This is a genomic window from Streptomyces sp. NPDC001194, from assembly GCF_042896985.1.
GTDB lineage: Bacteria > Actinomycetota > Actinomycetes > Streptomycetales > Streptomycetaceae > Streptomyces.
Genome location: NZ_JBIAXU010000019.1, coordinates 101,611 through 127,892 on the forward strand (window position 1 = coordinate 101,611; position 26,282 = coordinate 127,892).

16 protein-coding genes are annotated in these 26,282 nt (G+C 71.6%); 11 read left to right on the forward strand and 5 right to left on the reverse strand.

Annotation, left to right across the window (positions count from 1 at the left end):
* Positions 1-299 precede the first annotated feature (299 nt).
* The 3 genes from ACFY1T_RS29320 to ACFY1T_RS29330 all read left to right on the forward strand — a co-directional run bounded on the left by ACFY1T_RS29320 (position 300) and on the right by ACFY1T_RS29330 (position 4,657).
* Positions 300-2,420, forward strand: a complete 2,121-nt coding sequence (locus ACFY1T_RS29320; RefSeq protein ID WP_030859577.1) for a type IIA DNA topoisomerase subunit B — start codon at positions 300-302, stop codon at positions 2,418-2,420.
* Between the two features lie 150 nt (positions 2,421-2,570).
* A complete protein-coding gene (locus ACFY1T_RS29325) occupies positions 2,571-3,068 on the forward strand; it encodes a DUF485 domain-containing protein (RefSeq protein ID WP_037845350.1) in 498 nt (165 codons plus the stop codon).
* Positions 3,065-4,657, forward strand: a complete 1,593-nt coding sequence (locus ACFY1T_RS29330) for a cation acetate symporter (RefSeq protein ID WP_390790817.1) — start codon at positions 3,065-3,067, stop codon at positions 4,655-4,657. The genes ACFY1T_RS29325 and ACFY1T_RS29330 overlap by 4 nt, the downstream gene beginning before the upstream one ends.
* Positions 4,658-4,684: 27 nt before the next feature.
* On the opposite strand, the gene ACFY1T_RS29335 is transcribed toward ACFY1T_RS29330, so the two are convergent.
* Positions 4,685-5,392, reverse strand: a complete 708-nt coding sequence (locus ACFY1T_RS29335; protein WP_390790818.1) for a response regulator — start codon at positions 5,390-5,392, stop codon at positions 4,685-4,687.
* The gene (locus ACFY1T_RS29340; RefSeq protein WP_390790819.1) at positions 5,389-6,990 is read right to left on the reverse strand and encodes an ATP-binding protein; all 1,602 of its coding nucleotides are present in this window, start codon (positions 6,988-6,990) and stop codon (positions 5,389-5,391) included. Before ACFY1T_RS29340 ends, ACFY1T_RS29335 begins: the two co-directional genes overlap by 4 nt.
* Positions 6,991-7,220: 230 nt before the next feature.
* On the opposite strand from ACFY1T_RS29340, the gene ACFY1T_RS29345 reads away from it, so the two are divergent.
* The 6 genes from ACFY1T_RS29345 (at position 7,221) to ACFY1T_RS29370 (ending at position 17,747) form a co-directional block, all read left to right on the forward strand.
* Positions 7,221-11,513 (forward strand): discoidin domain-containing protein, encoded by a 4,293-nt coding sequence (locus tag ACFY1T_RS29345; protein ID WP_390790820.1) that lies wholly within the window; start codon positions 7,221-7,223, stop codon positions 11,511-11,513.
* Positions 11,514-11,615: 102 nt separating this feature from the next.
* Entirely contained in the window at positions 11,616-12,626 is a 1,011-nt protein-coding gene (locus ACFY1T_RS29350) for a LacI family DNA-binding transcriptional regulator (RefSeq protein ID WP_390790821.1), read from the forward strand.
* 203 nt (positions 12,627-12,829) lie between these two features.
* A complete protein-coding gene (locus tag ACFY1T_RS29355) occupies positions 12,830-14,230 on the forward strand; it encodes an ABC transporter substrate-binding protein (protein WP_390790822.1) in 1,401 nt (466 codons plus the stop codon).
* 12 nt (positions 14,231-14,242) lie between these two features.
* Complete coding sequence (locus ACFY1T_RS29360) at positions 14,243-15,172, forward strand: carbohydrate ABC transporter permease (protein ID WP_390790823.1); 930 nt, start codon at positions 14,243-14,245, stop codon at positions 15,170-15,172.
* Positions 15,173-15,186: 14 nt separating this feature from the next.
* Entirely contained in the window at positions 15,187-16,062 is an 876-nt protein-coding gene (locus ACFY1T_RS29365; protein ID WP_390790824.1) for a carbohydrate ABC transporter permease, read from the forward strand.
* Between the two features lie 68 nt (positions 16,063-16,130).
* Positions 16,131-17,747, forward strand: a complete 1,617-nt coding sequence (locus tag ACFY1T_RS29370; RefSeq protein WP_390790825.1) for a glycoside hydrolase family 13 protein — start codon at positions 16,131-16,133, stop codon at positions 17,745-17,747.
* Positions 17,748-17,795: 48 nt separating this feature from the next.
* Here ACFY1T_RS29370 and ACFY1T_RS29375 read toward each other — a convergent pair whose 3' ends face one another.
* Positions 17,796-19,037 carry a citrate/2-methylcitrate synthase gene (locus ACFY1T_RS29375; protein ID WP_390790826.1) on the reverse strand — a complete coding sequence of 414 codons (1,242 nt, stop codon included), beginning with the start codon at positions 19,035-19,037 and terminating at the stop codon, positions 17,796-17,798.
* Positions 19,038-19,092: 55 nt separating this feature from the next.
* Between ACFY1T_RS29375 and ACFY1T_RS29380 the strand changes: the two genes are divergently transcribed.
* Both ACFY1T_RS29380 and ACFY1T_RS29385 read left to right on the forward strand, forming a co-directional pair.
* Positions 19,093-20,259, forward strand: coding sequence for a citrate synthase/methylcitrate synthase (locus ACFY1T_RS29380; protein WP_390790857.1), 1,167 nt, complete (start codon positions 19,093-19,095; stop codon positions 20,257-20,259).
* A gap of 14 nt (positions 20,260-20,273) precedes the next feature.
* Positions 20,274-21,470 carry a CobW family GTP-binding protein gene (locus ACFY1T_RS29385; protein WP_390790827.1) on the forward strand — a complete coding sequence of 399 codons (1,197 nt, stop codon included), beginning with the start codon at positions 20,274-20,276 and terminating at the stop codon, positions 21,468-21,470.
* Here the strand turns inward: ACFY1T_RS29385 and ACFY1T_RS29390 are convergent, their stop codons facing one another.
* Together ACFY1T_RS29390 and ACFY1T_RS29395 are read right to left on the reverse strand one after the other, a co-directional pair.
* Positions 21,471-23,567, reverse strand: coding sequence for a restriction endonuclease (locus ACFY1T_RS29390; RefSeq protein ID WP_390790828.1), 2,097 nt, complete (start codon positions 23,565-23,567; stop codon positions 21,471-21,473).
* Positions 23,568-23,667: 100 nt separating this feature from the next.
* Positions 23,668-26,124, reverse strand: a complete 2,457-nt coding sequence (locus tag ACFY1T_RS29395; RefSeq protein ID WP_030859547.1) for a DNA topoisomerase (ATP-hydrolyzing) subunit A — start codon at positions 26,122-26,124, stop codon at positions 23,668-23,670.
* Between the last annotated feature and the right edge of the window lie 158 nt (positions 26,125-26,282).

The window sequence follows — 26,282 nt, forward strand, 5'->3', positions numbered from 1 at the left end:
TTGCTTTACGGTTTCGCGTTGTCAGTCGTTCGCTTGTTGCAGTTCCGTCCTCCCCGGCGGAGTGCCGGGTTGTTCATGAGGACGTGCCCGAACACTAAATGGTTCATGCCTGGAAGGGAACGTGATGTTTGCTTCACCCGACCGGGGGATCGAACACCCGTGCGGTCCTGCACTAGGCTGATGAAGGCGCGAGGGTGGCGTTGCATCGGCTCTACCAGGCCTCGGTACCCTTCGACGGGCAACCGAGCCACCCTGCGCCCGACGGGCCAGAAAAAGAAATTCAGCGAGGAGCGAACTGCGTGACCGCCGACACGTCCGTGCCTTCCAGCGCGCTGCTGTCCGGAGCAGACCGGGACGGCTCCAACTACACCGCGCGGCACCTGCTCGTCCTCGAAGGCCTCGAGGCCGTCCGCAAGCGCCCCGGCATGTATATCGGGTCCACCGACTCCCGAGGCCTCATGCACTGCCTCTGGGAGATCATCGACAACGCCGTGGACGAGGCCCTGGGGGGCTACTGCGACCACATCGAGGTGATCCTCCACGAGGACACCTCGGTCGAGGTCCGGGACAACGGCCGCGGCATCCCCGTCGACGTCGAGCCCAAGACCGGGCTGTCCGGCGTCGAGGTCGTCATGACCAAGCTGCACGCCGGCGGCAAGTTCGGCGGGGGCTCGTACGCGGCCTCCGGCGGCCTGCACGGCGTCGGCGCCTCCGTGGTCAACGCCCTCTCCGCCCGGCTGGACGTCGAGGTGGACCGGGGCAGCTCCACCCACGGGATCAGCTTCCGCCGCGGCGTCCCGGGCATGTTCACCGAGCAGGGCCCCGACAGCCCGTTCGACCCCGCCAACGGCCTGCGCAAGATCAAGCGCGTCGCCAAGGGCAAGACCGGCACCCGGGTCCGCTACTGGGCCGACCGGCAGATCTTCCTCAAGGACGCCCGGCTCACCCTGGACACGCTCTACCAGCGTGCCCGCCAGACCGCCTTCCTCGTCCCCGGCCTGACCATCGTCGTCCGCGACGAGCGCGCCATCGACGGGGCCGGCAAGACGGAGGAGACCTTCCGCTTCGACGGGGGCATCAGCGAGTTCTGCGAGTACCTCGCGCAGGACAAGGCCGTCTGCGACGTGCTGCGCCTGACCGGTCAGGGCACCTTCAAGGAGACCGTCCCCGTCCTCGACGAGCGCGGACACATGACCCCCACCGAGGTCACCCGCGAGCTCGGCGTGGACATCGCCCTGCGCTGGGGCACCGGGTACGAGACCCAGGTCAAGTCCTTCGTCAACATCATCGCCACGCCCAAGGGCGGCACCCACATCACGGGCTTCGAGCGCTCGGTCGCCAAGACCGTGAACGAGGTGCTCCGCTCGGCGAAGCTGCTGCGCGTGGCCGAGGACGACGTGGTCAAGGACGACGCGATGGAGGGCCTGACGGCGGTCGTCACCGTCCGGCTGGCCGAGCCGCAGTTCGAAGGGCAGACCAAGGAGGTGCTCGGCACCTCGGCGGCCGCCCGGATCGTCGCGGCCGTGGTCGCCAAGGAACTCAAGGCCTTCCTGACCAGCACGAAGCGCGACGACAAGCAGCAGGCCCGCGCCGTGATGGAGAAGATCGTCGCGGCTGCCCGGACCCGGATCGCCGCCCGCCAGCACAAGGAGGCGCAGCGCCGCAAGACCGCGCTGGAGACCTCCTCGCTGCCCGCGAAGCTGGCCGACTGCCGCAGCGACGACGTGGAGCGCAGCGAGCTCTTCATCGTCGAGGGCGACTCCGCGCTCGGTACCGCCAAGCTCGCGCGGAATTCGGAATTCCAGGCGCTCCTGCCGATCCGCGGCAAGATCCTGAACGTCCAGAAGTCCTCGGTCTCGGACATGCTCAAGAACGCCGAGTGCGGGGCGATCATCCAGGTCATAGGGGCCGGCTCGGGTCGGACCTTCGACATCGACGCCGCGCGCTACGGCAAGATCGTCCTGCTCGTCGACGCCGATGTCGACGGCGCGCACATCCGCTGCCTGCTGCTCACGCTCTTCCAGCGGTACATGCGGCCGATGGTCGAGGCCGGCCGGGTGTTCGCCGCGGTGCCGCCGCTGCACCGGATCGAACTCGTCCAGCCCAAGAAGGGCCAGGACAAGTACGTCTACACGTACTCGGACAACGAGCTGCGCCAGACCCTGCTCGAATTCCAGCGCAAGAACGTCCGGTACAAGGATTCGATCCAGCGCTACAAGGGTCTCGGCGAGATGGACGCGGACCAGCTGGCGGAGACCACCATGGACCCGCGCTTCCGCACGCTGCGCCGGATCAACATCGGCGACCTGGACTCCGCCGAGCAGGTCTTCGACCTGCTGATGGGCAACGAGGTGGCGCCGCGCAAGGAGTTCATCACGAGCTCCGCGGCGACCCTGGACCGCTCGCGCATCGACGCCTGACCGGGACGCACACCGGGACCACGGCACACCGGTGCTCTTCGCTCCATCACCTGTTGGAGTGAAGAGCACCGGGACACCAGTCCGGAAAACGTCCATACCGCACATCCTTGTGGGCACGCGGCCAATGCGGCAGCGGACAAGGAGAGTTCGGTGGACAAGCACGAAGGTCCCGATGCCGGAACGATCCGGCTCGACGACCCCTGGTACGACGCGCTCGCCGTCGGCTGGGGGGAGGGCGAGGGCGGCGATCCGCCGCCCCCGCGTCCGGCGGCCGGAGGCCGGGCGGCGCCCGGGGCATCAGACATCTACCTGGAAGTGCAGCGCAGCGCCGCCTTCCAGGAGGTCCGCAGCCGCTACCGCGGGTTCGTCGTCCCCGCGACCGCCGGATTCCTCCTCTGGTACGTCGCCTACGTGGTCGCGGCGACCATGGCGCCCGGCCTCATGGCCCGGCCCGTGTTCGGCGCCGTCAACGTGGCGCTGCTGGCGGGCCTCGGCCAGTTCCTCAGCACCTTCCTGCTGACCTGGGCGTACGCCCGGCACGCGCGGCTGCGCCGGGACCGGGCGGCGCTCGACCTGCGCTGGACGGTCTTCGAGCAGGAGCGCGACCAGGAGCGGAACCGGAACCAGGGCCGGGGGTCCGGCCGGTGACCACCGAACACCAGATGCTCGCCCTGATCCTGTTCAGCCTCTTCATCGCGGTCACCCTGGGCATCACCACCTGGGTCAGCCGCAACCGGCACGGCTCCGCCGAGGAGTTCTACGTCGGAGGAAGGCTGTTCTCCCCGATGGAGAACGGTTTCGCCATCGCCGGCGACTACATGTCCGCCGCCTCCTTCCTCGGCATCTCCGGCCTCATCGCCCTGTTCGGCTACGACGGCCTGCTGTACTCGGTGGGCTTCCTGGTCGCCTGGCTCGTCGTGCTCTTCCTCGTCGCCGAACTGGTCCGCAACTGCGGGCGCTTCACCCTCGCCGACGTGGTCGCGGCCCGGATGAGCGAGCGGCCCGTACGGATCGCGGCCGGAGCCTCCTCCGTCACCGTCTCGGTGCTGTACCTCGTCGCGCAGATGGTCGGCGCGGGCAGCCTGGTGGGCCTGCTGCTGGGCGATTCGGGCACCGCCGCCCGGACGCTGACGGTGATCGGGGTCGGCGCGCTGATGGTGGTCTACGTGTCCTTCGGGGGCATGCGGGCCACCACCTGGATCCAGATCGTGAAGGCCGTGCTGCTCATGGGCGGGGCCGTCACCCTCACCGTGCTCGTACTCCTGCGCTTCCACGGGGACTTCGGCCAGCTGCTCACCAGCGCCGCCGAGCGCAGCGGCCACGGGCGGCGGTTCCTGAGCCCGGGGCTCAAGTACGGCGCCGACTGGACCTCCCGCTTCGACTTCATGAGCCTCGGTCTCGCGCTGGTGCTGGGTACGGCCGGGCTGCCGCACATCCTGTCGCGCTTCTACACGGTCCCCACGGCGCGGGCCGCCCGCAGGTCGGTGGTGTGGGCGATCGCGCTGATCGGCGGCTTCTACCTGATGACCATCGTGCTCGGCTTCGGGGCGGCCGCGCTGGTGGGCCCGGAGGAGGTACGGGCCTCCAACGCCTCGGGGAACACGGCCGTCCCGCTGCTCGCGGCCTTCCTGGGCGGTGGGGCCGAGTCGACCGGGGGAGCGGTGCTGTTCGCCATCGTGGCGGCGATCGCCTTCGCCACGATCCTGGCCGTGGTCGCCGGGATCACGCTGGCCTCCTCGGCCTCGGTGGCACACGATCTGTACGCCTCGCTCAAGCGCCGGCACGCGCGCCAGCGCAGCGAGGTGGCCGTGGCCCGGGTCGCGGCCGTGGGGATCGGTGCGGTGGCCATCGCCCTGGGGCTGCTCGCCCAGGACCTGAACGTGGCGTTCCTGGTGGGTCTGGCCTTCGCGGTGGCGGCCTCGGCCAATCTGCCGGTGCTGCTGTACTCGCTGTTCTGGCGGGCGTTCACCACGCGCGGCGCCGTCTGGTCGGTGTACGGGGGCCTGGTGCCGGCGGTGGTGCTGGTGCTCCTGTCGCCGGTGGTCTCCGGCAGCCCGGAATCCCTGTTCCCGGGCGTGAGCTTCCAGTTCTTCCCGCTGCAGAACCCGGGCCTGGTCTCGATCCCGCTGGGCTTCCTGGCGGGCTGGATGGGCACGGTCACCTCGGCCGAGGAGCCGGACGAGGCGAAGCACGCGGAGACGGAGGTCCGCTCGCTGACGGGGGCCGGTGCCGTCTGAGCGGGGCGCCCGTCCCCGCCCGGCGGGTCACGGGCCCTCGGAAGGCAGCCAGGAGTAGCGGTGTTCCGGGCGGCCCGTCTCGCCGTAGCGCAGGGCCAGGGTGACCCGGCCGGTGCGCTCCAGGAGCTTCAGGTAGCGCTGTGCGGTCTGGCGGCTGATGCCGGCGCGGTCGGCGATCTGCTGGGTGGAGAGCGGGCCTTCGGCGGAGCGGAGGACCTGGCGGACCAGCTCGGCGGTGGTGGCCGAGTGGCCCTTGGGCAGCTCGTTCGGGGAGCCGGCCGCGGCGAGGGCGCCGAAGATCCGGTCCACCTCGGCCTGTTCGGCCTCGCCGCCCGTCTCCAGGGTGCGGCGCAGGGAGCCGTACGCCTCCAGCCGGGAGCGCAGTCCGGCGAAGGTGAAGGGTTTGACCAGGTACTGGAGGGCGCCGAGGCGCATGGCGGACTGCACGGTGGCCAGGTCGCGGGCGGCCGTGACCATGATCACGTCGGTGCGGTGGCCGAGCTGGCGCAGCCGGCGGACCAGGTCCAGGCCGTTCTGGTCCGGCAGGTAGTGGTCGAGCAGGATCAGGTCCACGGTGCGGGAGTCGAGGCAGGCCAGCGCCTCGGCCGCGGAATGGGCCTGGGCGACGACGCGGAAGCCGGGAACCTTCGCCACGTAGGCCGCGTTGATCCGGGCAACGCGCACGTCGTCGTCGACGACCAATACGTGGATGTCGTGGACCGGGATCTCCTTCATCGCAGGGCCTCCGGGAGTACGACGGAGAACTCCGCCCCTCCGTCCGCTGTCTCGCCGGCCCGGGCCGTGCCGCCCTGCCGCTCCGCGAGGCGGCGTACGAGTGCCAGACCCAGTCCGCGCTCGCGGTGCGCCTTGGGCTGCTTGGTCGACCAGCCCTCGGTGAAGATCTCCTCGCGTCGGGCGGCCGGGACGCCGGGGCCGCTGTCCCGCACCCGCAGGATCGCCGTACGGCCTTCGGCGCGCAGCTCGACCTCGACCAGGGGCGCGGCGGAGCCCGCTGCCGCGTCCAGGGCGTTGTCCACGAGGTTGCCCGTGATGGTGACGAGCCCGCCGGGGTCGACGAGGCCGTCGGGCAGGAAAGTGGCGTCGGCGAGCCGCAGTGGGACGCCTCGTTCGGCCGCGACGGTCGCCTTGCCCACCAGGAGGGCGGCCAGCAGGGGGTCGTGGACCTTCTCGGTGACCTGTTCGGCGGTGCTGCGGTGCACGCCGACGACCTCGGTGACGAACTCCACCGCCTCCTCGTGCAGGCCCAGCTCCAGCAGGCCGAGGAGGGTGTGGAGGCGGTTGGCGTGTTCGTGGTCCTGCGCGCGCAGGGCGTCGATCAGGCCCTTGGTGGAGTCGAGCTCGCGGCCGAGGTGTTCCAGCTCGGTGCGGTCGCGCAGGGTGGCGACGGCGCCTCCGTCCTCGGTGGGCATCCGGTTGGCGACCAGTACCCGGGGGCCCTGGACGGTGAGCAGATCGTGGCCGGTGACGCGGCCGGCGAGGACGTCGGTGGTGCGGCCGGCGCCCAGTACCTCGTCCAGCGGCCGCCCGGCGACGGTGGCGGCCGTGTCGGGAGCCAGGCCCAGAAGCCGGGCGGCCTCGTCGTTGACCAGGCGGACCCGGCCGCCGCGGTCGAGGGCGACCACGCCCTCGCGGATGGAGTGCAGCATCGCCTCGCGCTCGGCGAGCAGTCCCGCGATATCGGAGAAGGCCAGGTCGCGGGTCTGCCGCTGGATGCGGCGGGACAGCAGGTAGGCGGCGAGCGCACCGGCCGCGAGGGCGCCGCCCGCGTAGGCGAGCAGGCCCGGGATCGAGCCGAGGAGCCGGTCGCGGACGCTGTCGTAGGCGATGCCGACGGAGACCGCGCCGACGATCTCCCCGTCGGCCGCGACGAGGGGGACCTTGCCGCGGGCGGAGCGGCCGAGCGTGCCCTCGTCGATCTCCATGACCTCGTGGCCCGAGAGGGCCTCGCTCGGGTCGGTGGAGACGGGCAGTCCGATCCGGTCGGCGCCGGGGTGCGAGCGGCGGATGCCGTCCAGGTCCATGACGACCACGTACTCGGCGCCCGTGGCCCGCCGGATCCGCTCGGCCGCGGCCTGCACCGGGCTGTCGGCCGTCGGCCCGGAGTCCAGGAGGTCCGCGGCCAGCGACGGGTCCGCGGCCGCGCTCTGGGCGATGGCCAGGGCACGCCGCATGGCCTGGTCGTCGAGCTGCGCGCCGAGCGGGGCCAGGAAGAGTCCGGTGGCCAGCACGACGACCCCGGCGGCGATGGCCAGCTGGGTGAGCAGGATCTGCGAGACGGCCCGTCTGGGCAGCCCGAGGCGCCGAGCGCTCATGTGGAGGAACCGCATGACCAGCAACGGTAGGTCGCCTTCGGCCGAAGCGGAATTTCCCATGTGCACGCAAATGGCTTGCGTGATTTGCGTCCAGCTTGCGCAAGAGATGGCGGCATGAAAGTGCGGTCAGAGCAGTAGACGACTCGGCAAAGCTCTGCAACTCTCGCACGGCACGACGCAAATTCCTATCTCACCTGGTTCAGAAAACTCATGCCGAGGGACGAGGACATATGAGAAGGCTCCACTGGAGAGGACGGGCGCTGGCCGCCCTGACCGCCACGGCCCTGCTGATGCTGGGATGGCCCGCCCTGAGCGCCGAGGCCGCCGGCGGCCCGAGCGTCTCGGCCGGCCGCCCCGCCGCGGCGAGCAGCAGCAACGGCGCCTACACGGCCGCCAACGCCACCGACGGCAACCAGTCCACCTACTGGGAGAGCGGCGGCGGCGCGCTTCCGCAATGGGTGCAGACCGATCTCGGCGCCACCGCCCGCGTCGACCAGGTGGTGCTCAAGCTCCCCGCGGCCTGGGAGAGCCGCAACCAGACCCTCTCCGTCCAGGGCAGCGCCGACGGCACCGCCTTCACCACCCTGGTGAGCTCGGCGACGTACACCTTCGGGCAGGGCGGCGGGAACACCGTCACGATCACCTTCCCGGCCGCCCAGACCCGCTACGTCCGCATCGACATCACCGCGAACACCGGCTGGCAGGCGGCCCAGCTCTCCGAGCTGGAGGTACGCGCCGCCGGCGAGTCCTCGGCCAACCTGGCCCTCGGCAAGACCCTGACCGCGAGCAGCAGCACCCAGGCCTACCTCCCGGCCAACGCCAACGACGGCAATGCGGCCAGCTACTGGGAGAGCGCCAACAACGCCCTGCCCCAGTGGCTCCAGGCCGACCTCGGCGCGTCCGTCCGCGTGGACCGCGTAGTGCTGCGCCTGCCCGAGGGCTGGGGCGCCCGCACCCAGACGCTGAAGCTCCAGGGCAGCGCCAACGGCACCGACTTCACCGACCTGAGCGCGTCCAAGACGTACGCGTTCGACCCGGCGGCCGGCGCCAACGCGGTGACGATCACCTTCGACGCCGCCACCACACGCCACCTGCGGGTCCTGATCTCGGCGAACTCCGTACAGCCCGGCGGGCAGATGGCGGAGCTGGAGATCTACGGGCCGCGGACCGGGGACACCCAGCCCCCGACCGCCCCCGCCGAACTCGCCTACACCGAGCCGGCCACCGGCCAGATCAAGCTCACGTGGAAGGCCGCCACCGACAACACCGCCGTCACCGGCTACGACGTGTACGCGAACAACCAGCTGCGCACCAGCGTGGCCGGCGACGTCACCACCTACACCGACACGCAGCCCACCGGCACCAGCGTCACCTACCGCGTCCGGGCCAGGGACGCGGCGGGCAACCAGTCGCCCGACAGCAACAGCGTGACCCGCGCCGCGGACACCGGGGACACCCAGGCGCCCACCGCCCCCGGCGCCCTGACCCTCACCGAGCCGGCCGCCGGCCAGGTCAAGCTGGCCTGGCAGGCCTCCACCGACAACGTCGGCGTCACCGGCTACGAGGTGTACGCGAACAACGTGCTGCGGACCACGGTGGCCGGCAGCGCCACCACGTACACCGACAGCCAGCCGGCCGACGCCACCGTCGGCTACTTCGTGCGCGCCAAGGACGCGGCGGGCAACCGCTCCGGCGACAGCAACACCGTGATCCGCAACGGCACCGGAGGCGGCGGCTCCAACCTGGCGGTCGGCAAGCCGATCACCGGCTCTTCCGTGATCCACACCTTCGTCGCGGAGAACGCCAACGACAACAGCACCTCCACCTACTGGGAGGGCGCGGCCGGGGCCTACCCGAGCACCCTCACGGTCAAGCTCGGAGCCAACGCCGACGTCGACCGCCTGGTCCTCAAACTCAACCCGGACAGCAGCTGGGGCACGCGCACCCAGAACATCCAGGTCCTGGGACGGGAGCAGAGCGCCCCGGGAGCCACCGGCCTGGTCGCCGCGAAGGACTACGTCTTCGACCCGGCGTCCGGAGCCAACACCGTCACCATCCCGGTGCACGCCCGCGTCGCGGACGTACAGCTGCGCTTCGGCTCCAACACCGGGGCCTCCAACGGCCAGATCGCCGAGTTCCAGGTCGTCGGCGTCCCCGCCCCCAACCCCGACCTGGTGGTCACCGGCCTGAGCGCCGCTCCGGCGGCCCCCGTCGAATCGGACTCCGTCACGCTGTCCGCCACCGTCCGCAACAGCGGCACGGCCCCGGCGGCCGCCACCGCCGTCACCTTCCGGCTCGGCGGCAGCCCGGTGGGTACGGCGAACGTGCCCGCCCTGGCAGCGGGCGCCACGGCCACCGTCACCGCCGGCATCGGCCCGCGCGACGCCGGCACCTACCCGCTGAGCGCGATCGTCGACGAGGCGAACGCGGTCGTCGAGCAGAACGACACCAACAACACCTTCACCGCCGCCCCGCTGGTGGTCCGCCCGGTCGACAGCTCCGACCTGGTCGCCTCCTCGGTGAGCTGGTCCCCGAGCGCCCCGTCCGCCGGCCGGCCGGTCGACTTCACCGTCACCGTCCGCAACCAGGGCACCGTCGCGGCGGCCTCCGGCGCGCACGGCGTCACCCTCACCCTCCAGGACGCGGCCGGCGCCACCGTCCGTACGCTCACCGGCTCCTTCAGCGGAGCCCTCGCCCCCGGAGCCTCGACCGCCCCGATCGCGCTCGGCAGCTGGCCGGCCGTGAACGGCAAGTACACGGTCAAGACGGTCCTCGCCGACGACGCCAACGAGCTTCCGGTCAAGCGCGCGAACAACACCTCCACCAAGCCCTTCTTCGTGGGCCGCGGGGCGAACATGCCCTTCGAGATGTACGAGGCGGAGGATGCCGCGGTCGGCGGGGGAGCCACCGTCGTCGGCCCCAACCGCACCGTCGGCGACATCGCGGGCGAGGCCTCCGGCCGCAAGGCGGTCACCCTCGACGCGACGGGCGAGTACGTCGAGTTCACCACCCGCGCCGCCACCAACACCCTGGTCACCCGCTTCTCCATCCCGGACGCCCCGGGCGGCGGCGGCATCGACTCCACCATCGACGTCTACGTCAACGGCACCTTCAAGAAGGCCCTGCCGCTGACCTCCAAGTACGCCTGGCTGTACGGGGCCGAGGCCTCCCCGGGCAACTCCCCGGGCTCCGGCGCCCCGCGGCACGTCTACGACGAGGCCAACCTGCTGCTGGGGGAGACCGTCCCGGCGGGCAGCCGGATCCGCCTCCAGAAGGACGCGGCCAACACCACCAGCTACGCCATCGACTTCGTCAGCCTCGAACAGGCCGTCGCCGCGCCCAACCCGGACCCGGCGACGTACACCGTGCCCGCCGGATTCAGCCACCAGGACGTGCAGAACGCCCTGGACAAGGTCCGCATGGACACCACCGGAAAACTCGTCGGCGTCTACCTGCCGCCCGGCGAGTACGAGACGGCGAGCAAGTTCCAGGTGTACGGAAAGGCCGTCCAGGTGCTCGGCGCCGGACCCTGGTTCACCCGCTTCCACGCCCCGTCCACGCAGGACAACACGGACGTCGGCTGGCGTGCGGAGGCCAGTGCCAAGGGGTCCTCCTTCGCCGGATTCGCCTACTTCGGCAACTACACCTCGCGCATCGACGGCCCCGGCAAGGTGTTCGACTTCTCCAACGTCAGCGACATCACCATCGACGACGTCTGGAACGAGCACACCGTGTGCCTTTACTGGGGCGCCAACACCGACCGCATCACGATCAAGAACTCCCGGATCCGCGACACGTTCGCCGACGGCATCAACATGACCAACGGCAGCACGGACAACCTCGTGTCCAACAACGAGGCGCGGTCCACGGGCGACGACAGCTTCGCGCTGTTCTCCGCGATCGACGCGGGCGGCGCGGACATGAAGAACAACCTGTACGAGAACCTGACCGCGATCCTGACCTGGCGCGCGGCCGGTGTGGCCGTCTACGGCGGCTACGACAACACCTTCCGCAACATCCACATCGCCGACACCCTCGTCTACTCGGGCGTCACCGTCAGCTCGCTGGACTTCGGGTACCCGATGAACGGGTTCGGTACCGATCCGACGACCTTCGAGAACGTCTCGATCGTCCGGTCCGGCGGCCATTTCTGGGGTGCGCAGACGTTCCCCGGGATCTGGCTGTTCTCGGCCTCGAAGGTGTTCCAGGGCATCAGGATCAACAACGTCGACATCGTCGATCCGACCTACAGCGGCATCATGTTCCAGACGCAGTACGTCGGCGGCCGGCCGGTCAACCCGATCACGGACACCGTCCTGAAGGACATCACCATCACCGGGGCGAAGAAGAGCGGGGACGCCTTCGACGCCAAGTCCGGCTTCGGACTCTGGGCGAACGAGATGCCCGAGGACGGGCAGGGCCCGGCAGTCGGTGAGGTCACCATCCACAACCTGAAGACCAGCGACAACGCCGTGGACGTACGGAACACGACCTCGACGTTCAGGATCAACCAACTGCCGTAGCCCGGCAGCCCGAAGACGGGCGGCGGAGCGGCTCCGGGGCACTCCCGGGGCCGCTCCACCGAGCCGCAAGCGACTTGCATTTCTTGCGCTAGTCTTGCGCGCATGACGCGACGACTTGCTCAAGTGGCGAAGAAGGTGGGGGTCAGCGAGGCAACGGTCAGCCGGGTGCTCAACGGCAAGCCGGGCGTCTCGGAGGCCACCCGCCAGTCCGTGCTCACCGCCCTCGACGTCCTCGGGTACGAGCGGCCCACGCAGCTGCGCGGGGAGCGCGCCCGGCTGGTCGGCCTGGTCCTGCCGGAGCTGCAGAATCCGATCTTCCCCGCGTTCGCCGAGGTCATCGGCGGCGCACTGGCCCAGCAGGGGCTGACCCCGGTGCTGTGCACGCAGACCACCGGCGGGGTCTCCGAGGCCGACTACGTCGAGCTCCTCCTCCAGCAGCAGGTGTCCGGGGTCGTCTTCGCCGGCGGCCTCTTCGCCCAGGCCGACGCCCCGCACGGGCACTACCGGCTGCTGTCCGACCGCAAGGTCCCGGTGGTGCTCATCAACGCCTCCATAGAGGACCTCGGCTTCCCCTGCGTGGCCTGCGACGACGCCGTCGCCGTCGAGCAGGCCTGGCGCCACCTGGCCTCCCTGGGGCACGAGCGCATCGGCCTGGTGCTGGGCCCGCCCGACCACATCCCGTCCCTGCGCAAGCTGACGGCCGCCCAGGCCGTCGCCGCCGCGGCCGGCACCGAGCTGCCCCCCGCCCACGTGGAGCGGGCGCTGTTCTCGCTGGAGGGGGGCCACGCGGCGGCCGCCCGGCTGCTCGACCGCGGGGTCACCGGCATCATCTGCGCCAGCGACCCGCTCGCGCTGGGCGCCGTACGGGCGGCCCGCCGCCGGGGTCTGGACGTGCCGCGGGAGGTCTCCGTGGTCGGCTACGACGACTCGGCGTTCATGAACTGCACCGAGCCCCCGCTGACCACCGTCCGCCAGCCCATCGAGGCCATGGGCCGGGCCGCCGTCGAGCTGCTGACCGCGCAGATCCAGGGCGCCGCCGTGCAACCCGGCGAGCTGCTCTTCGAGCCCGAGCTGGTGGTCCGCGGCTCCACGGCGCAGGCTCCGCGCAGGTAGCCCCGTACCGGCCGCGCCCGTACGGCGAAGGGCTCCGGAACGTCCCCTGGGCGGTCCGGAGCCCTTTTTGCGTCTCGCGTCCGGCATCGCAATGTCAATCTCTTACGAAATCTGCGCGCGATATTGCGCACATCTGTGGGTGGTGGTTGAGTGTGCCGCGCTCGCCCCCACGCCTCCTGCCCGATGCTCGAAGGGGACCACCGATGAGAACCAGCCTCCGCCGCAGCACCGCGGCCGCCGTTGTCTGCGCCCTCGCCGTCACGGCCCTCGCGGCCTGCGGTACGAGCAGCAGCGGCAACGACAAGTCCGAGCGGCCGAGCGGCGGTTCCGCCGACGCCGCCGCCCCGCTCGACCCGAAGACGAAGGTCACCCTCTCCATCGACTGCATGCCGCCCGCGGCGAAGGCGGCCGAGCTCAAGGAGTGGAAGGAGGACGTGGCGGAGTTCAACAAGACGTACCCGAACGTCACGATCGAGGGCCGCTCCACCCCCGGCCAGTGCCTGGAGCCCCCGCGCTTCACCGCGATGCTGAAGGCCAAGTCCCAGCCGGACGTGTTCTACGCCTACTTCACCGACCTCCAGCAGGTCCTCGACAACGACGGCGCCGAGGACATCTCCCCCTACGTCACCCCGCGCTCGGTGCCCGCGCTCGGCGACATCGACAAGAACGTCCTGGGCGTCCTCCGGCGCGACGGCAAGCTCTACGGCCTCCCCACCAGCAACTACACGATGGGCCTGCTGGTCAACCGCAAGCTCTTCCAGCAGGCGGGCCTGAACCCCGACACCCCGCCGCGCACCTGGGACGAGGTCCGGGCGGCGGCCAAGAAGATCGCGGCCCTCGGCAACGGAACCGCAGGCTACGGCGAGTACAGCGTCGACAACACCGGAGGCTGGCACTACACGGCCGCCGTGTACGGCCTCGGCGGGGACATCGTCGGCGCCGACGGCAAGGCCGCCTTCAACAGCCCCACCGGACGGCAGATCGTCGACAACCTCCACGCCATGCGCTGGGAGGACGACAGCATGGGCAGGACCCAGCTGCTCAAGTGGGGCGACCTGCAGAAGCAGATGGCCTCGGACAAGCTCGGCATGTTCCTCGCCGCGCCCGACGACATCACGTACATGGTCCAGCAGCTCGGCGCGAAGTACGAGAACTTCGGCATGGGCCCGATCCCCGGCGGTGCGGCGACCCTGGCCGGCGGCAACGGCTACATGATCAAGAAGGGCGCTTCGCCCGACAAGATCAAGGCCGCCGTCGCCTGGCTGGACTTCAAGACCCTGGCGGTGGGCAAGGGCCAGTTCCGGTACGACCGCTCCAAGGCCGACGGCCTGCCGGTCGGCCTCCCGCAGCCCGCCTTCTTCACCGGCGCGAGCAAGACGAGGGACGACGAACTGAAGGCCGCCAGCGCCACCATGCCCGTCGCCAACTTCAAGGCCTTCCTGGACAACCCGGTACCCGGCAAGGCCGAGCCGAGGAAGGCCCAGGAGGTCTACAAGGTGCTCGACAAGGTGATGTCCGGGGTCCTCACCAACAAGGACGCCGACGCCGGACAGCTCCTCGCCGAGGCGGAGAAGGCGGTCAACCAGCTGCTGGCGAACCAGTAGGAGCGGGCGGACATGTCGGCCCCCACCACGCTGCCCGCGGGCCGCGCCGCGCGCGCGGCCTCGAAGGAGGAGTTCCGCCGGGCGTTCAGGCGGAACCTCACGGCCCACGGATTCCTGATCGGCGCCGTCCTCTGCTTCTCCTTCTTCTCCTGGTACCCGATGGTCCGGGAGTTCCTGCTGGCCTTCCAGAAGACGCAGGACGGCACCACCCGATGGGTCGGCTGGGACAACTTCCGCCACGTCTTCCAGGACCCCGGCTTCTGGCAGGCCTGGCGCAACACCCTGCTCTTCACCGGACTCGCCCTGGTCCTCGGCTTCCTGCTCCCCTTCGTGGTCGCCGTCGTCCTCAACGAGTTCCGGCACGCGCAGGGCTACCTGCGCCTGCTGGTCTACCTGCCCGTCATGATGCCGCCGGTCGCCTCGGTCCTGCTGTTCAAGTACTTCTACGACCCCGGATACGGCCTCTTCAACAGGGCCCTGGAATTCCTGCACCTGCCGGCGCAAGACTGGCTGCAGTCCGGCGACACCGCCATGCTCTCCGTCGTCATCGCGTCGACCTGGATGAACATGGGCGGCGCGACCCTGATCTACCTGGCGGCCCTCCAGGGCATCCCCGGAGAGCTGTACGAGGCCGCCGAGATCGACGGCGCCGGACTGCTGCGCAAGATCTGGCACGTCACCGTCCCGCAGACCAAGCTCATCCTCTCGCTCATGCTGCTGATGCAGATCATCGCGACGATGCAGGTGTTCACCGAACCGTTCCTGCTGACCGGCGGCGCCGGCCCCGAAGGCTCGACCACCACCGTCGTCGTCCTCATCTACCAGTACGCCTTCAGCTTCAACGAGTACGGCGGCGCCGCGGCCCTGGGCCTGTGCCTGCTCGTCCTGCTCGCCGGCTTCTCCGCCCTGTACGTCCGCCTCAGCCGCGACAACGAGAGCTGACAGGAGCCCCCGCGATGGCAGAGCGCACGCTGACATCCCCCGCCCGGCTGGGCCGCACCCGGGGCAAGATCCTCTACTGGACCGTCCTCGCCGTGGTCGTCGTCGTGTTCACCGTCGTCTTCCTCGGCCCCCTCTACTGGATGGTGGCCGGCGGCCTCAAGAGCACCGAGGAGTTCGCCCGCGTCCCGCCCACCCTGGTGCCGCACTCGGCGCACACCGCCAACTACACGGCCGCCTGGAAGGTCATGGACCTCGGCAAGCTCCTCTTCAACACCCTCTACTACGCCTTCGGAGCCCTCGCCTTCCAGCTCGTCCTCGACGTCGGCGCCGCCTACTCCCTGTCCAGGCTGCGGCCGGTCTTCGGCAAGGCGGTCCTCGGCATGATGCTGGCGACCCTGATGGTCCCGGCCACCGTCCTCGTCGTACCGCAGTACCTCACCGTGCTCGACATGCCGCTCATCCGGCGGAACCTGCTCGACTCGCCCTGGGTCATCTGGCTGCCGTCCGTCACGAACGCCTTCAACATCTTCCTGCTGAAGCGCTTCTTCGACTCCATCCCGCAGGAGATCCTCGACGCCGCCTCCATCGACGGAGCGAGCGCCCTGCGCACCCTGCGGTCCGTGGTCCTGCCGATGTCCCGGCCCGTCCTCGGCGTCGTGTCGATCTTCGCGGTCGTCGGCGTCTGGAAGGACTTCCTCTGGCCGATGCTCACCCTCCCCGACCCGGCGCTGCAGACCCTCAACGTCGGCATCTACTCGCTGTCCACCGGAGTGCCCGAGAACCACCTCATCGCCGCACTCGCGATGGCCTCGGCGCCCACGCTCCTCGTCTTCCTGGTCTTCCAGCGCAACATCATGGGCGGTCTGACGGCGGGCTCCCTCAAGGGCTGACGCCGAGGGCCGACGACCGCAGCGCCCCGCACCGCCACGCCCGGCCGCCCCCCGTGAAAGGACCCCCCGTGGCTGACCTCCCCCCGCCCGCAGACGCCGCCGACTGGTGGCGCACGGCCGCCATCTACCAGGTGTACGTCCGCAGCTTCGCCGACGGCGACGGGGACGGCACCGGCGATCTCGCGGGCGTCCGGGCCCGCCTCCCGTACCTCGCCGAACTGGGCGTGGACGCCCTCTGGTTCACCCCCTGGTACCTCTCCCCGCTCGCCGACGGAGGCTACGACGTCGCCGACTACCGCAGCATCGACCCCGCCTTCGGAACCCTCGCCGAGGCCGAGAAGCTCATCGCCGAGGCCCGCGAGCTGGGCCTGCGGACCATCGTGGACATCGTCCCCAACCACGTCTCCGACCGGCACCCCTGGTTCCGGGCCGCGCTCGCCGCCGGGCCCGGCAGCCCCGAGCGCCGCCTCTTCCACTTCCGCCCCGGCCGCGGCGAAGGGGGCGAACTGCCGCCGGGGGACTGGCCCTCCCAGTTCAACGGCGCCGCCACCTGGACGCGCGTACCCGACGGCGAGTGGTACCTGCACCTGTTCACCCCGCAGCAGCCCGACCTCAACTGGGACCACCCCGCCGTGCGGCGGGAGCACGAGGACGTGCTGCGGTTCTGGTTCGAGCGGGGGGTGGCCGGCGTACGGATCGACTCCGCCGCCCTGCTCGCCAAGGACCCGGCCCTGCCCGACCTGGCCGGCCGCCCGCCCGAGCCCTGGCCGCCCGGGACCGGCGAGTCCCATCCGTACATCGACCGGGACGACCTGCACACCGTCTACCGCGCGTGGCGCGCGATCGCCGACGCCTACGGAGCCGTCTTCGTCGGCGAGGTCTGGCTGCCCGACTCCGAGCGCTTCGCCCGCTACCTGCGCCCCGACGAGCTGCACACGGCCTTCAACTTCTCCTTCCTCAGCTGCCCCTGGGACGCGGGGCGGCTGCGCACCTCCATCGAGGAGACCCTCGCCGAGCACGCCCCGGTCGGCGCCCCGGCCACCTGGGTGCTGTGCAACCACGACGTGACCCGTACCGTCACCCGCTACGGGCGCGCCGACACCGGCTTCGACTTCGCCGCCAAGGCCTTCGGCACCCCCACCGACCTGGCCCTCGGCACCCGGCGGGCGCGCGCCGCGGCCCTGTTGACGCTCGCCCTGCCCGGGTCCGTGTACGTCTACCAGGGCGAGGAACTGGGCCTGCCGGAAGCCGACATACCGGCCGGCCGGATCCAGGACCCCATGCACTTCCGCTCCGGTGGCACCGACCCGGGGCGCGACGGCTGCCGGGTCCCGCTGCCGTGGACCGCCGAGCCGTGGCACGACCCCTGGCTGCCGCAGCCCGAGGGCTGGGGGGCGTACGCAGCGGACCGCCAGGGCGACGACCCGGACTCGATGCTCTCCCTCTACCGGACGGCCCTCGGGCTGCGCCGCGCGGCCGGCGGTTTCGGAGACGGCTCGCTCGCGTGGGTGCCCGCGCCGCCCGGGGTGCTGGCCTTCGCCCGCCCCGACGGGCTGGTCTGCGTGGTCAACCTGTCCGGTGCCCCGGTCGGGTTGCCGGCGCACACGAGCCTCCTGCTGAGCAGCTCCCCCCTGGATGCGGACGGGATGCTTCCACAGGACACGGCGGTCTGGCTGCGGACCTGACCCCGCGGCCGGACCGCCGGCACGAGAGCGTTCACGGGCCGGGGCGCGTCACGGCATCGGCTGGGGCGGGCGGGGCCCCTGGTACTGGCCGCTCGGACGCATCCGCAGCGGCCGCTCCTGGTACTCCTCCAGCGCGTGCGCCATCCAGCCCGCGGTCCGGGCCACCGCGAACACCGTCTCCCCGGCCTCCGCGGGCATCCCGCAGGACACCGTCAGCACCGCCAGCGCCAGGTCCACATTGGCGTGGAGCCCGCCGCGCCGGGCCGCCGCCGTCGCGACGACCTCCCGGGCGGCCGCCAGCGCGGGCCCCGCCTGCGGTACGCCCTCCAGCCGGGCGAACAGCGCCGTGGCCCGCGGGTCCTCGCCCTCGTACAGCCGGTGCCCCAGCCCCGGGACCCGCCGCCCCGCCCGCAGGTGGTCGGCGACCACCGGCGCGGCTCCGCCCCGCTCCAGCGCCTCCACCAGCGTCCTGTGCGCGAGCCGTCCGGCCGCGCCGTGCAGCGGTCCTTCGAGCGCCCCGAGACCGGCCGAGACGGCCGCGTACGGATGGGCCCGCGCGGAGGCGGCCACCCGTACGGCCAGGGTCGAGGCGGCCAGATCGTGGTCGATGAGCAGGGTGAGGGCCAGGTCCAGCGCGCCCAGCGCGTCCGGATCCGGCTCACGCGGCGTCAGTCGCGTCCACAGCTGCCGGGCCAGCCGGCCGTCCCCGCTCAGGCCGGGCGGGCCCAGCTCGGGCAGCGCGCCGACCAGGGTGGGGATCAGGCAGCGAGCGGAGCCCAGTACGGCCTCGGCGGAGAGGTCGAAGCGCAGCGGATCGGTGACCGCGGCGGCCGCCGTCGCCACCCGCAGCCGGTCGATCGGACCGCTGTGCTCGGGCAACGCGGCCACCGCGCGCCGGGCGGCGGAGAGCGCCTGCGGGGGAGCGGTGAACCGCGCGCTGCGCGGCAGCGCCCCGGTCCACAGCCACTCGGCGACCTCCTCGTAGGGGTACCGCGAAGCCAGCTCGACGGCGTCCACGCCCCGGAAGTAGTACCGGTCGGGCTCGATGAGCGTGAGCGAGGTGCGTACGGAGAGCTCCGCGCCCGGGGGCGCCGCCGCCTCGCGGCGGCTGCGCAGGGCCAGGGCCTCCACCTCGCGCGCGTCGAAACTGCTGCCGCGGCCGACGGGATCGCGGCGGCTGGTGAGCTGGCCGCGGCTGACGTACGCGTACACCGTCGCGGGCTTCACCCCCAGCAGTTCCGCCGCCTGCCGGGTGCTGAGCCGGCGTTCGCCCTCCGCCTCGTCGTTCATGACATCCACCCTACATATATTGATTCAATCAACATTGACAAGGATTCAATCCATGATGGATGGTCGATTCATGAACAGCACCGTCGATGTGCCCCGCGGTCTCGCGGGAGTCGTGGTCACCGAGACCGAACTCGGTGACGTCCGAGGCCGCGAGGGCTTCTACCACTACCGCCAGTACTCGGCCGTCGAGCTCGCCGCGAGCCGCAGCTTCGAGGACGTGTGGCACCTGATGTTCCGCGGCGCCCTCCCGGCCGACGCCGCCGAGCGGGCCGCCTTCGCCGCCGAGATCGCCCCGCTGCGCCGCCTGCCCGACGCGGTGCGGGGAGCCCTGCCCGGCCTCGCCCGGGCCACCGCCCTCTCCGGCCCGCTCGCCGGGCTGCGGACCGCGCTGTCCCTGCTCGGCGCCTCCGCCGGGTTCCGCCCCGTGTACGACATCGACCCCGGGCGGCGGGCCGCCGACGCGCTGGCCGCCTGTGCCGCCGTACCGACCCTGCTCACCGCCCTGCACCGGCTGGGGCAGGGCCTGGAGCCGGTCGAGCCGCGCGCGGACCTCCCGTACGCCGCCAACTACCTGTACATGCTCACCGGTCAGGAGCCCGACCCGGCCAAGGCGCGGGCCGTGGAGCGGTACCTGATCTCCACCATCGACCACGGCTTCAACGCCTCCACCTTCACCGCCCGCGTGATCGCCTCCACCGGCGCGGACGTCGCCGCCGCCCTCACCGGGGCGGTCGGCGCGCTCTCCGGCCCGCTGCACGGCGGCGCGCCCAGCCGCGCCCTCGACACCCTGGACGCCATCGGCACGGCGGAGCGCATCGAGCCGTGGGTCCGCGAGCGGGTGCTCGCCGGGGACCGGATCATGGGCTTCGGGCACCCCGTGTACCGCACGGAGGACCCGCGTTCGCGCATGCTGCGCGACATCGCGCTCGGGTTCGGCGGTCCGCTCGTGGACTTCGCCGTGGAGGTGGAGCGGCACGTCGAGGAGATCCTCGCGGAGCTCAAGCCGGGGCGGGAGCTGCACACCAACGTGGAGTTCTACGCCGGCGTGGTCATGGAGCTGTGCGGGCTGCCGCGCGAGATGTTCACCCCGACCTTCTGTGCGGCCCGCGTGGTCGGCTGGAGCGCGAACATCCTCGAACAGGCGGCCGATTCGAAGATCATCCGTCCGGCCGCCCGGTACGTGGGCCCGAACCCGCCCGAGCCGGTTCCGGCGCTCGGCTGACTACGATCGGCCGTGTGAACAGCAGTCAGCCCGCCCAGTGGTCCGCTCCGGCGGCCGCCCAGCCGATTCCCGTCGTCGTGCTGTCCGGATTCCTCGGATCCGGCAAGACGACGCTGCTCAACCACCTCCTCGGCAACCGGGGAGGCACCCGGATCGGCGTCGTCGTCAACGACTTCGGCTCGATCGAGATCGACGCGATGGCCGTGGCGGGCCAGGTCGGCGACTCGATGGTCTCGCTCGGCGGCGGCTGCCTGTGCTGCGCGGTCGACGGCAGCGAGCTCGACGCGTACCTGGAGAAGCTCTCCGCACCCGTCCACCGGATCGACGTGATCGTCATCGAGGCGAGCGGGCTGGCCGAGCCCCAGGAGATGATCCGGATGCTGGTGGCCAGCGAGAATCCGGCGATCCGGTACGGCGGGCTGGTCCAGGTCGTGGACGCGGCGGAGTTCGACGCGACCCGGGCCAAGCACCCGGAGACCGACCGACACCTGGCCGTCGCGGACCTGATCGTGCTGAACAAGACCGACCGGGCGGAGCCGGCCGGCCTCACCCGGATCGAAGCCGAGCTCGGCAGGGTCTGCCCCGGCACGCCGGTGGTGGCAGCCGACCACGGCCGGATCGACCCGGAGCTGCTCTTCGACCGGCGCCCGTGGACCGAGACCCGGGGCCAGCTGTCCTTCGAGGACCTGATCTCACAGGCCAGGGACGGCGACGACGCCGATCACGAGGACCACACCGGACACGCCCACACGGTGTACGAGAGCACGGAGTTCGTGTCCGAGCAGGCCCTGAACCCGCGCCGCTTCATCGACTTCCTCGACCGCCGGCCGGCCGGGCTGTACCGGATCAAGGGCTACGTCCACTTCGGCGTCCCCGGCCACGAGGAGCGCTACGAGGTCCACGCCGTCGGCCGTTTCCTCCGCTTCGTGCCGGGCCCCTGGGGCCGGGGCGAGCCGCGCCGGAGCCAACTGGTCCTGATCGGCGCCGGTACGGACGGCCCCGCCCTGCTCCGCGATCTGGAGGCCTGCCGCGAACCGGCCCCGCAGCACGCGCCCCCGGAGAGCATGTGGGGCGTCCTGCGCTACGTCGACCGCCCGCCGCTGCCGGAGGCCGGGCAGGAGCCCGAGCCGGAGCCGGAGCCGGAGCCCTGCGATCCCGATCCGTACGGCGATCCGTACGGCGAGCCGTACGGAGGTCCCGACTCCGACTGATCAGGCGACCTCGACGCCGTACTCGCCCAGCAGGTCCTCCAGGCCGCCGCGGTAGCCCTTTCCGCCGATCACGAAGTCCCAGTCGCCGTTGGAGCGGCGCCGGAACGAGCCGAGGACCAGAGCGGTCTCCCCGGCCCGCCCGTCCGAGACGTCCAGCCGGCCGAGCTCCTCGCCGCCCGCGGACAGGAGGCGGATGTGGGCGTCCGTGAATCCGGCGAGATCGGCGTCCGGATCGACCTCCGGGTCGATCGCGGCCACGAGGACCAGCCGGTCGGCGGGCTCGGGCAGGGCGTCGAAGGAGACCTCCAGGGCCGCCTTGTCGGGCGCGGCGTGCGCGCGGGACCGGACCGAACCGTCCGGTGTCCGCGGGTTGTTGTAGAACACGAAGTGCTCCTCGCTCAGCACCCGGTTGCCCGTGCAGACGAGGGCGCACACGTCCAGCGCGACGGCCCCCGTCCAGTCCATGCCGAGCACGTTGTGCTCCGCCGAGGGGGCGGCGGGCTCGGGCTCGGGCTCGGGGGCGCGCTGCGCCGGACCGCCGCCGAGCCGCCCGCGCAGCCCGTACTGGTGGAGGAGCTCGACGAGGTCCGCCCCGGGAACCAGCTCCAGCGGCTTGCCGTTGGCAAAGGCGTACGACCCCGGACCGAAGGACGCGGTGGTGACCAGGACCCCCTTGTTCGCCCCCTTGTCCTGGACCGTGCCGTACAGATCACGCACGGCCGTCGGCGGCACCGTGTTCCGGTAGCGCTTGACCTGCACGACGATCCGCCCGCCCCGGATCGGCGCCGGGTCCAGCGCCTCCACGTCCACCCCGCCGTCGCCCGACCGCTGCGTGGTCACCGCCTCCATGCCCATCGCCCGGAACAACTCGGCGACCAGGTTCTCGAAGGCGATCGGATCCATCGCGAAGAGGTCCGGCTCGTCCTCGTCCGCTCCGCCCGCCTGCCCGCCATGGCTGACGACCCCTCCGCCGACCTCGTCCGGCCGCCGTCCGGGGCGCACCGCGGTCAGCTGGTCGGGCCGCCCCGACAACTGCCCGCCCAGCCCCGACACCAGACAGTCCACGGCGCTGACCTGCTCCAGGCGCAGCCCTCCGAAGGCGGACCGCGCCGCCGGCACCGTGGAGAGGACGAACCGCGCCTCCTGCCCGGTCGCCGGATCGTGGCAGTCCACGAACCCGTTGACCACGACCGAGTCCAGTACGCCGTACTCGTCCGCCGCGAACAGCTCGCGCACCACCAGCAGCATGCACTGAGCCAGCAGGTCCCGGTACAGGGCCCGGCGCTCCGTCACCCGGCGGGGCTTCACCCTGTCCTGGTCCGTACTCGGCAGGTACTGCACCGCGCTGGCCTCCGGCACCACCGCGTACCCGGGGAGCTCCCAGTCCAGGACCAGCTGGCGCGCCGCCGGGTCGTACGCGGCCGCCACCTGCCGCGGCAGCGCCTCCGGCCAGGCCGTCGAGGCGTACAGGGCGGCCGAGAAGTACTCCACCGCCGCCTCCGCGTCACCCGTGCGCAGGGCGGCGGCCAGCTCGGTGAGCCCGCTGTTGTGCGCCCGTACCCCGGCGAGCTGCTCGGCGGCCCACCGGTCGTACTGCTGCCGGTACGCGGCCAGCTGCTGCTGCCGCTGCGCCTCCGCGGCGCTCGCGGCCCGCCAGGCCTCCGTGTACCGGGCGTGGGCCTCCCGCTCCGCCTGCGCCCGGTGGTGCGAGCCGAGCGTCCAGCCGCTGCTCTGCTGCTGGAACTGGTCGATGCGCGGCATCGGCACCGGATGCGCCAGCGCCCCGGGGTCGAAGGGTTCCAGCTGCTCGGGCCGGGCCAGGGCGGATATCCGGAACGCCGGCGCCCGGCAGCCCGCGACCAGCAGCCCCTTGAGGGCGTCGACCTCGGCGTCGATCTGCGCGGTCCGCCGCAGGGCCTCGGCCTCGCGGTACTGCCGGTGGCTGCGGTTCGCGTCCCGTTCCTGGGTCCGCTGCCGGTCCCGTTCGTACGCCAGCAGCCGGCGCTCCGCCTCCCGCTGCTGGATCACCTGCGTCTGCTGCTGCCGGCGCTGGGCCTCGGCCCAGTCCCCGATCAATCCGCCCGACCGACGACTCATCAGCTGTGTACTCCCCCCACCAACACCCAGAGGGAAAACACTAGTCGGCATTCGGGTGGTACGTCCCCCCGGTCGCACCACCCGAACGCCGCAGTACGTCCTACAGCGCGCCCCCCGCCAGGGCGGCGACGACCGCGGGCAGCGCGGCCCCCGATCCGTCGCGGCGCGGGTCCACGGCCGGCAGTTCGGCCGGGCTGCCGTTCGCCGCGGCCGCGCGGACCGGGGCGTTGCCGGCCCAGGCCAGGACCAGCAGGTCCTCGCCCTTCAGGAACCGCTGGCAGCGCACGCCGCCGGTGGCCCGGCCCTTGCGCGGGTACTGGTCGAACGGGGTGAGCTTTCCGGACAGCATCGAGTCGTCCAGCGTCCCGTGCGAGCCCGCCACCGTGAACACCACGGCCTCGCGGGCCGGGTCCACCGCCGAGAAGTGGATCACCTTGGCGTTCTCGGCGAGCTTGATGCCCGCCATGCCGCCCGCGGGGCGGCCCTGCGGGCGCACCTGGCCCGCCGGGTAGCGCAGCAGCTGGGCGTCGTCGGTGAGGAAGACCAGGTCCTCCTCGCCCGTGCGCAGTTCGACCGCGCCGACGATCCGGTCGCCCTCCTTGAGGGTGATGACCTCCAGCTCGTCCTTGTTCGCCGGGTAGTCCGGCACGACCCGCTTGACCACGCCCTGCTCGGTGCCCAGGGCCAGCCCCTGCGAGGACTCGTCCAGCGAGGTCAGGCAGACCACCTTCTCGTCCGCCTCCAGCCCGGAGAGGAACTCCGAGACCGGGGCGCCTCCCGCCAGGTTCGGCGCGGCGTGGGTGTCCGGCAGCTGCGGAAGGTCGATCACCGCGAGCCGCAGCAGCCGCCCGTACGAGGTCACCACGCCGACGTCGGCCCGGGCCGAGGCCGCCACCTGCGAGACGATCAGGTCGTGCTTCGCGCGGGAGCCGCCCTCCTCCTCCGGCAGCGGCTCGCCGTTGGCGGTGCGCGCCAGCAGGCCCGTCGAGGACAGCAGGACCCGGCACGGGTCGTCCGCGACCTCCAGCGGAACCGCGGCGACCGCCGTGCCCGCCGACTCCAGCAGGACCGTACGGCGCTCGGTGCCGAACTTCTTCGCGACCGCGGCCAGTTCCGCGGAGACCAGCTTGCGCAGCTCGGTGTCGGACTCCAGGATCCCCGTCAGCTCGTCGATCTCGCCCGTCAGCCGGTCGCGCTCGGACTCCAGCTCGATCCGGTCGAAGCGGGTGAGCCGGCGCAGCGGGGTGTCCAGGATGTACCGGGTCTGGATCTCGCTCAGCGAGAAGCGCTCGATCAGCCGCTCCATCGCCTGCGCCGAGTTGTCGCTGTCCCGGATGATCCGGATGACCTCGTCGATGTCGACCAGGGCCACCAGCAGGCCCTCGACCAGGTGCAGCCGGTCGCGTCGCTTGGTGCGCCGGAACTCGCTGCGCCGCCGCACGACCTCGAAGCGGTGGTCGAGGTAGACCTCCAGCAGCTCCTTGAGGCCCAGCGTCAGCGGCTGGCCGTCGACCAGCGCGACGTTGTTGATGCCGAAGGACTCCTCCATCGGCGTCAGCTTGTACAGCTGCTCCAGGACGGCCTCCGGGTGGAAGCCGTTCTTGATCTCGATGACCAGGCGCAGGCCGTGCGAGCGGTCGGTGAGGTCCTTGACGTCCGCGATGCCCTGGAGCTTCTTGGAGCCGACCAGGTCCTTGATCTTCGCGATGACCTTCTCGGGACCGACCGTGAAGGGCAGTTCCGTGACGACCAGGCCCTTGCGGCGGGCCGTCACGTTCTCCACGGCGACCGTCGCGCGGATCTTGAACGTGCCGCGACCGTTCTCGTAGGCGTCCTTGATCCCCGAGAGGCCCACGATCCGGCCGCCCGTGGGCAGGTCCGGACCCGGCACGAAGCGCATGAGCGCCTCCAGGTCCGCCTGCGGGTAGCGGATCAGGTGGCGGGCGGCCGCGATGACCTCGCCCAGGTTGTGCGGGGGCATGTTGGTGGCCATGCCGACCGCGATCCCGGAGGCGCCGTTGACCAGCAGGTTGGGGTACGCCGCGGGCAGCGCGACCGGCTCCTGTTCCTGGCCGTCGTAGTTGGCGGTGAAGTCGACGGTGTCCTCGTCGATCGACTCCGTCATCAGCGACGTGGCGTCCGCCATCTTGCACTCGGTGTAACGCATCGCGGCCGGCGGGTCGTCGTTGCCGAGCGAACCGAAGTTGCCGTGGCCGTCGACCAGCGGCAGCCGCATCGAGAAGGGCTGGGCCATGCGCACGAGGGCGTCGTAGATCGACGCGTCACCGTGCGGGTGCAGCTTGCCCATGACCTCGCCGACGACGCGGGCGCACTTCACGTAACCGCGGTCGGGGCGCAGGCCCATCTCGTTCATCTGGTAGACGATGCGCCGGTGTACCGGCTTCATGCCGTCCCGGGCGTCGGGCAGGGCGCGGGAGTAGATCACCGAGTACGCGTACTCGAGGAAGGAGCCCTGCATTTCGTCGACGACGTCGATGTCGAGGATCTTCTCCTCGAAATCCTCCGGCGGCGGGGTCTTCGTGCTGCGGCGGGCCATCGCTGCGCGGCTCCTTAACCAAGAAAGAAAGTGTGCTGGTGTCTGGCGGGTGGTCTGATCGGCGTGGACGGGGGTGTCGCGGACCATTGTGGCCCGAGGCGCCGACAACGCCGACTCCGACCCTGGGGTCACCCCCGGACGGAGGGGTGGGCGAGTGT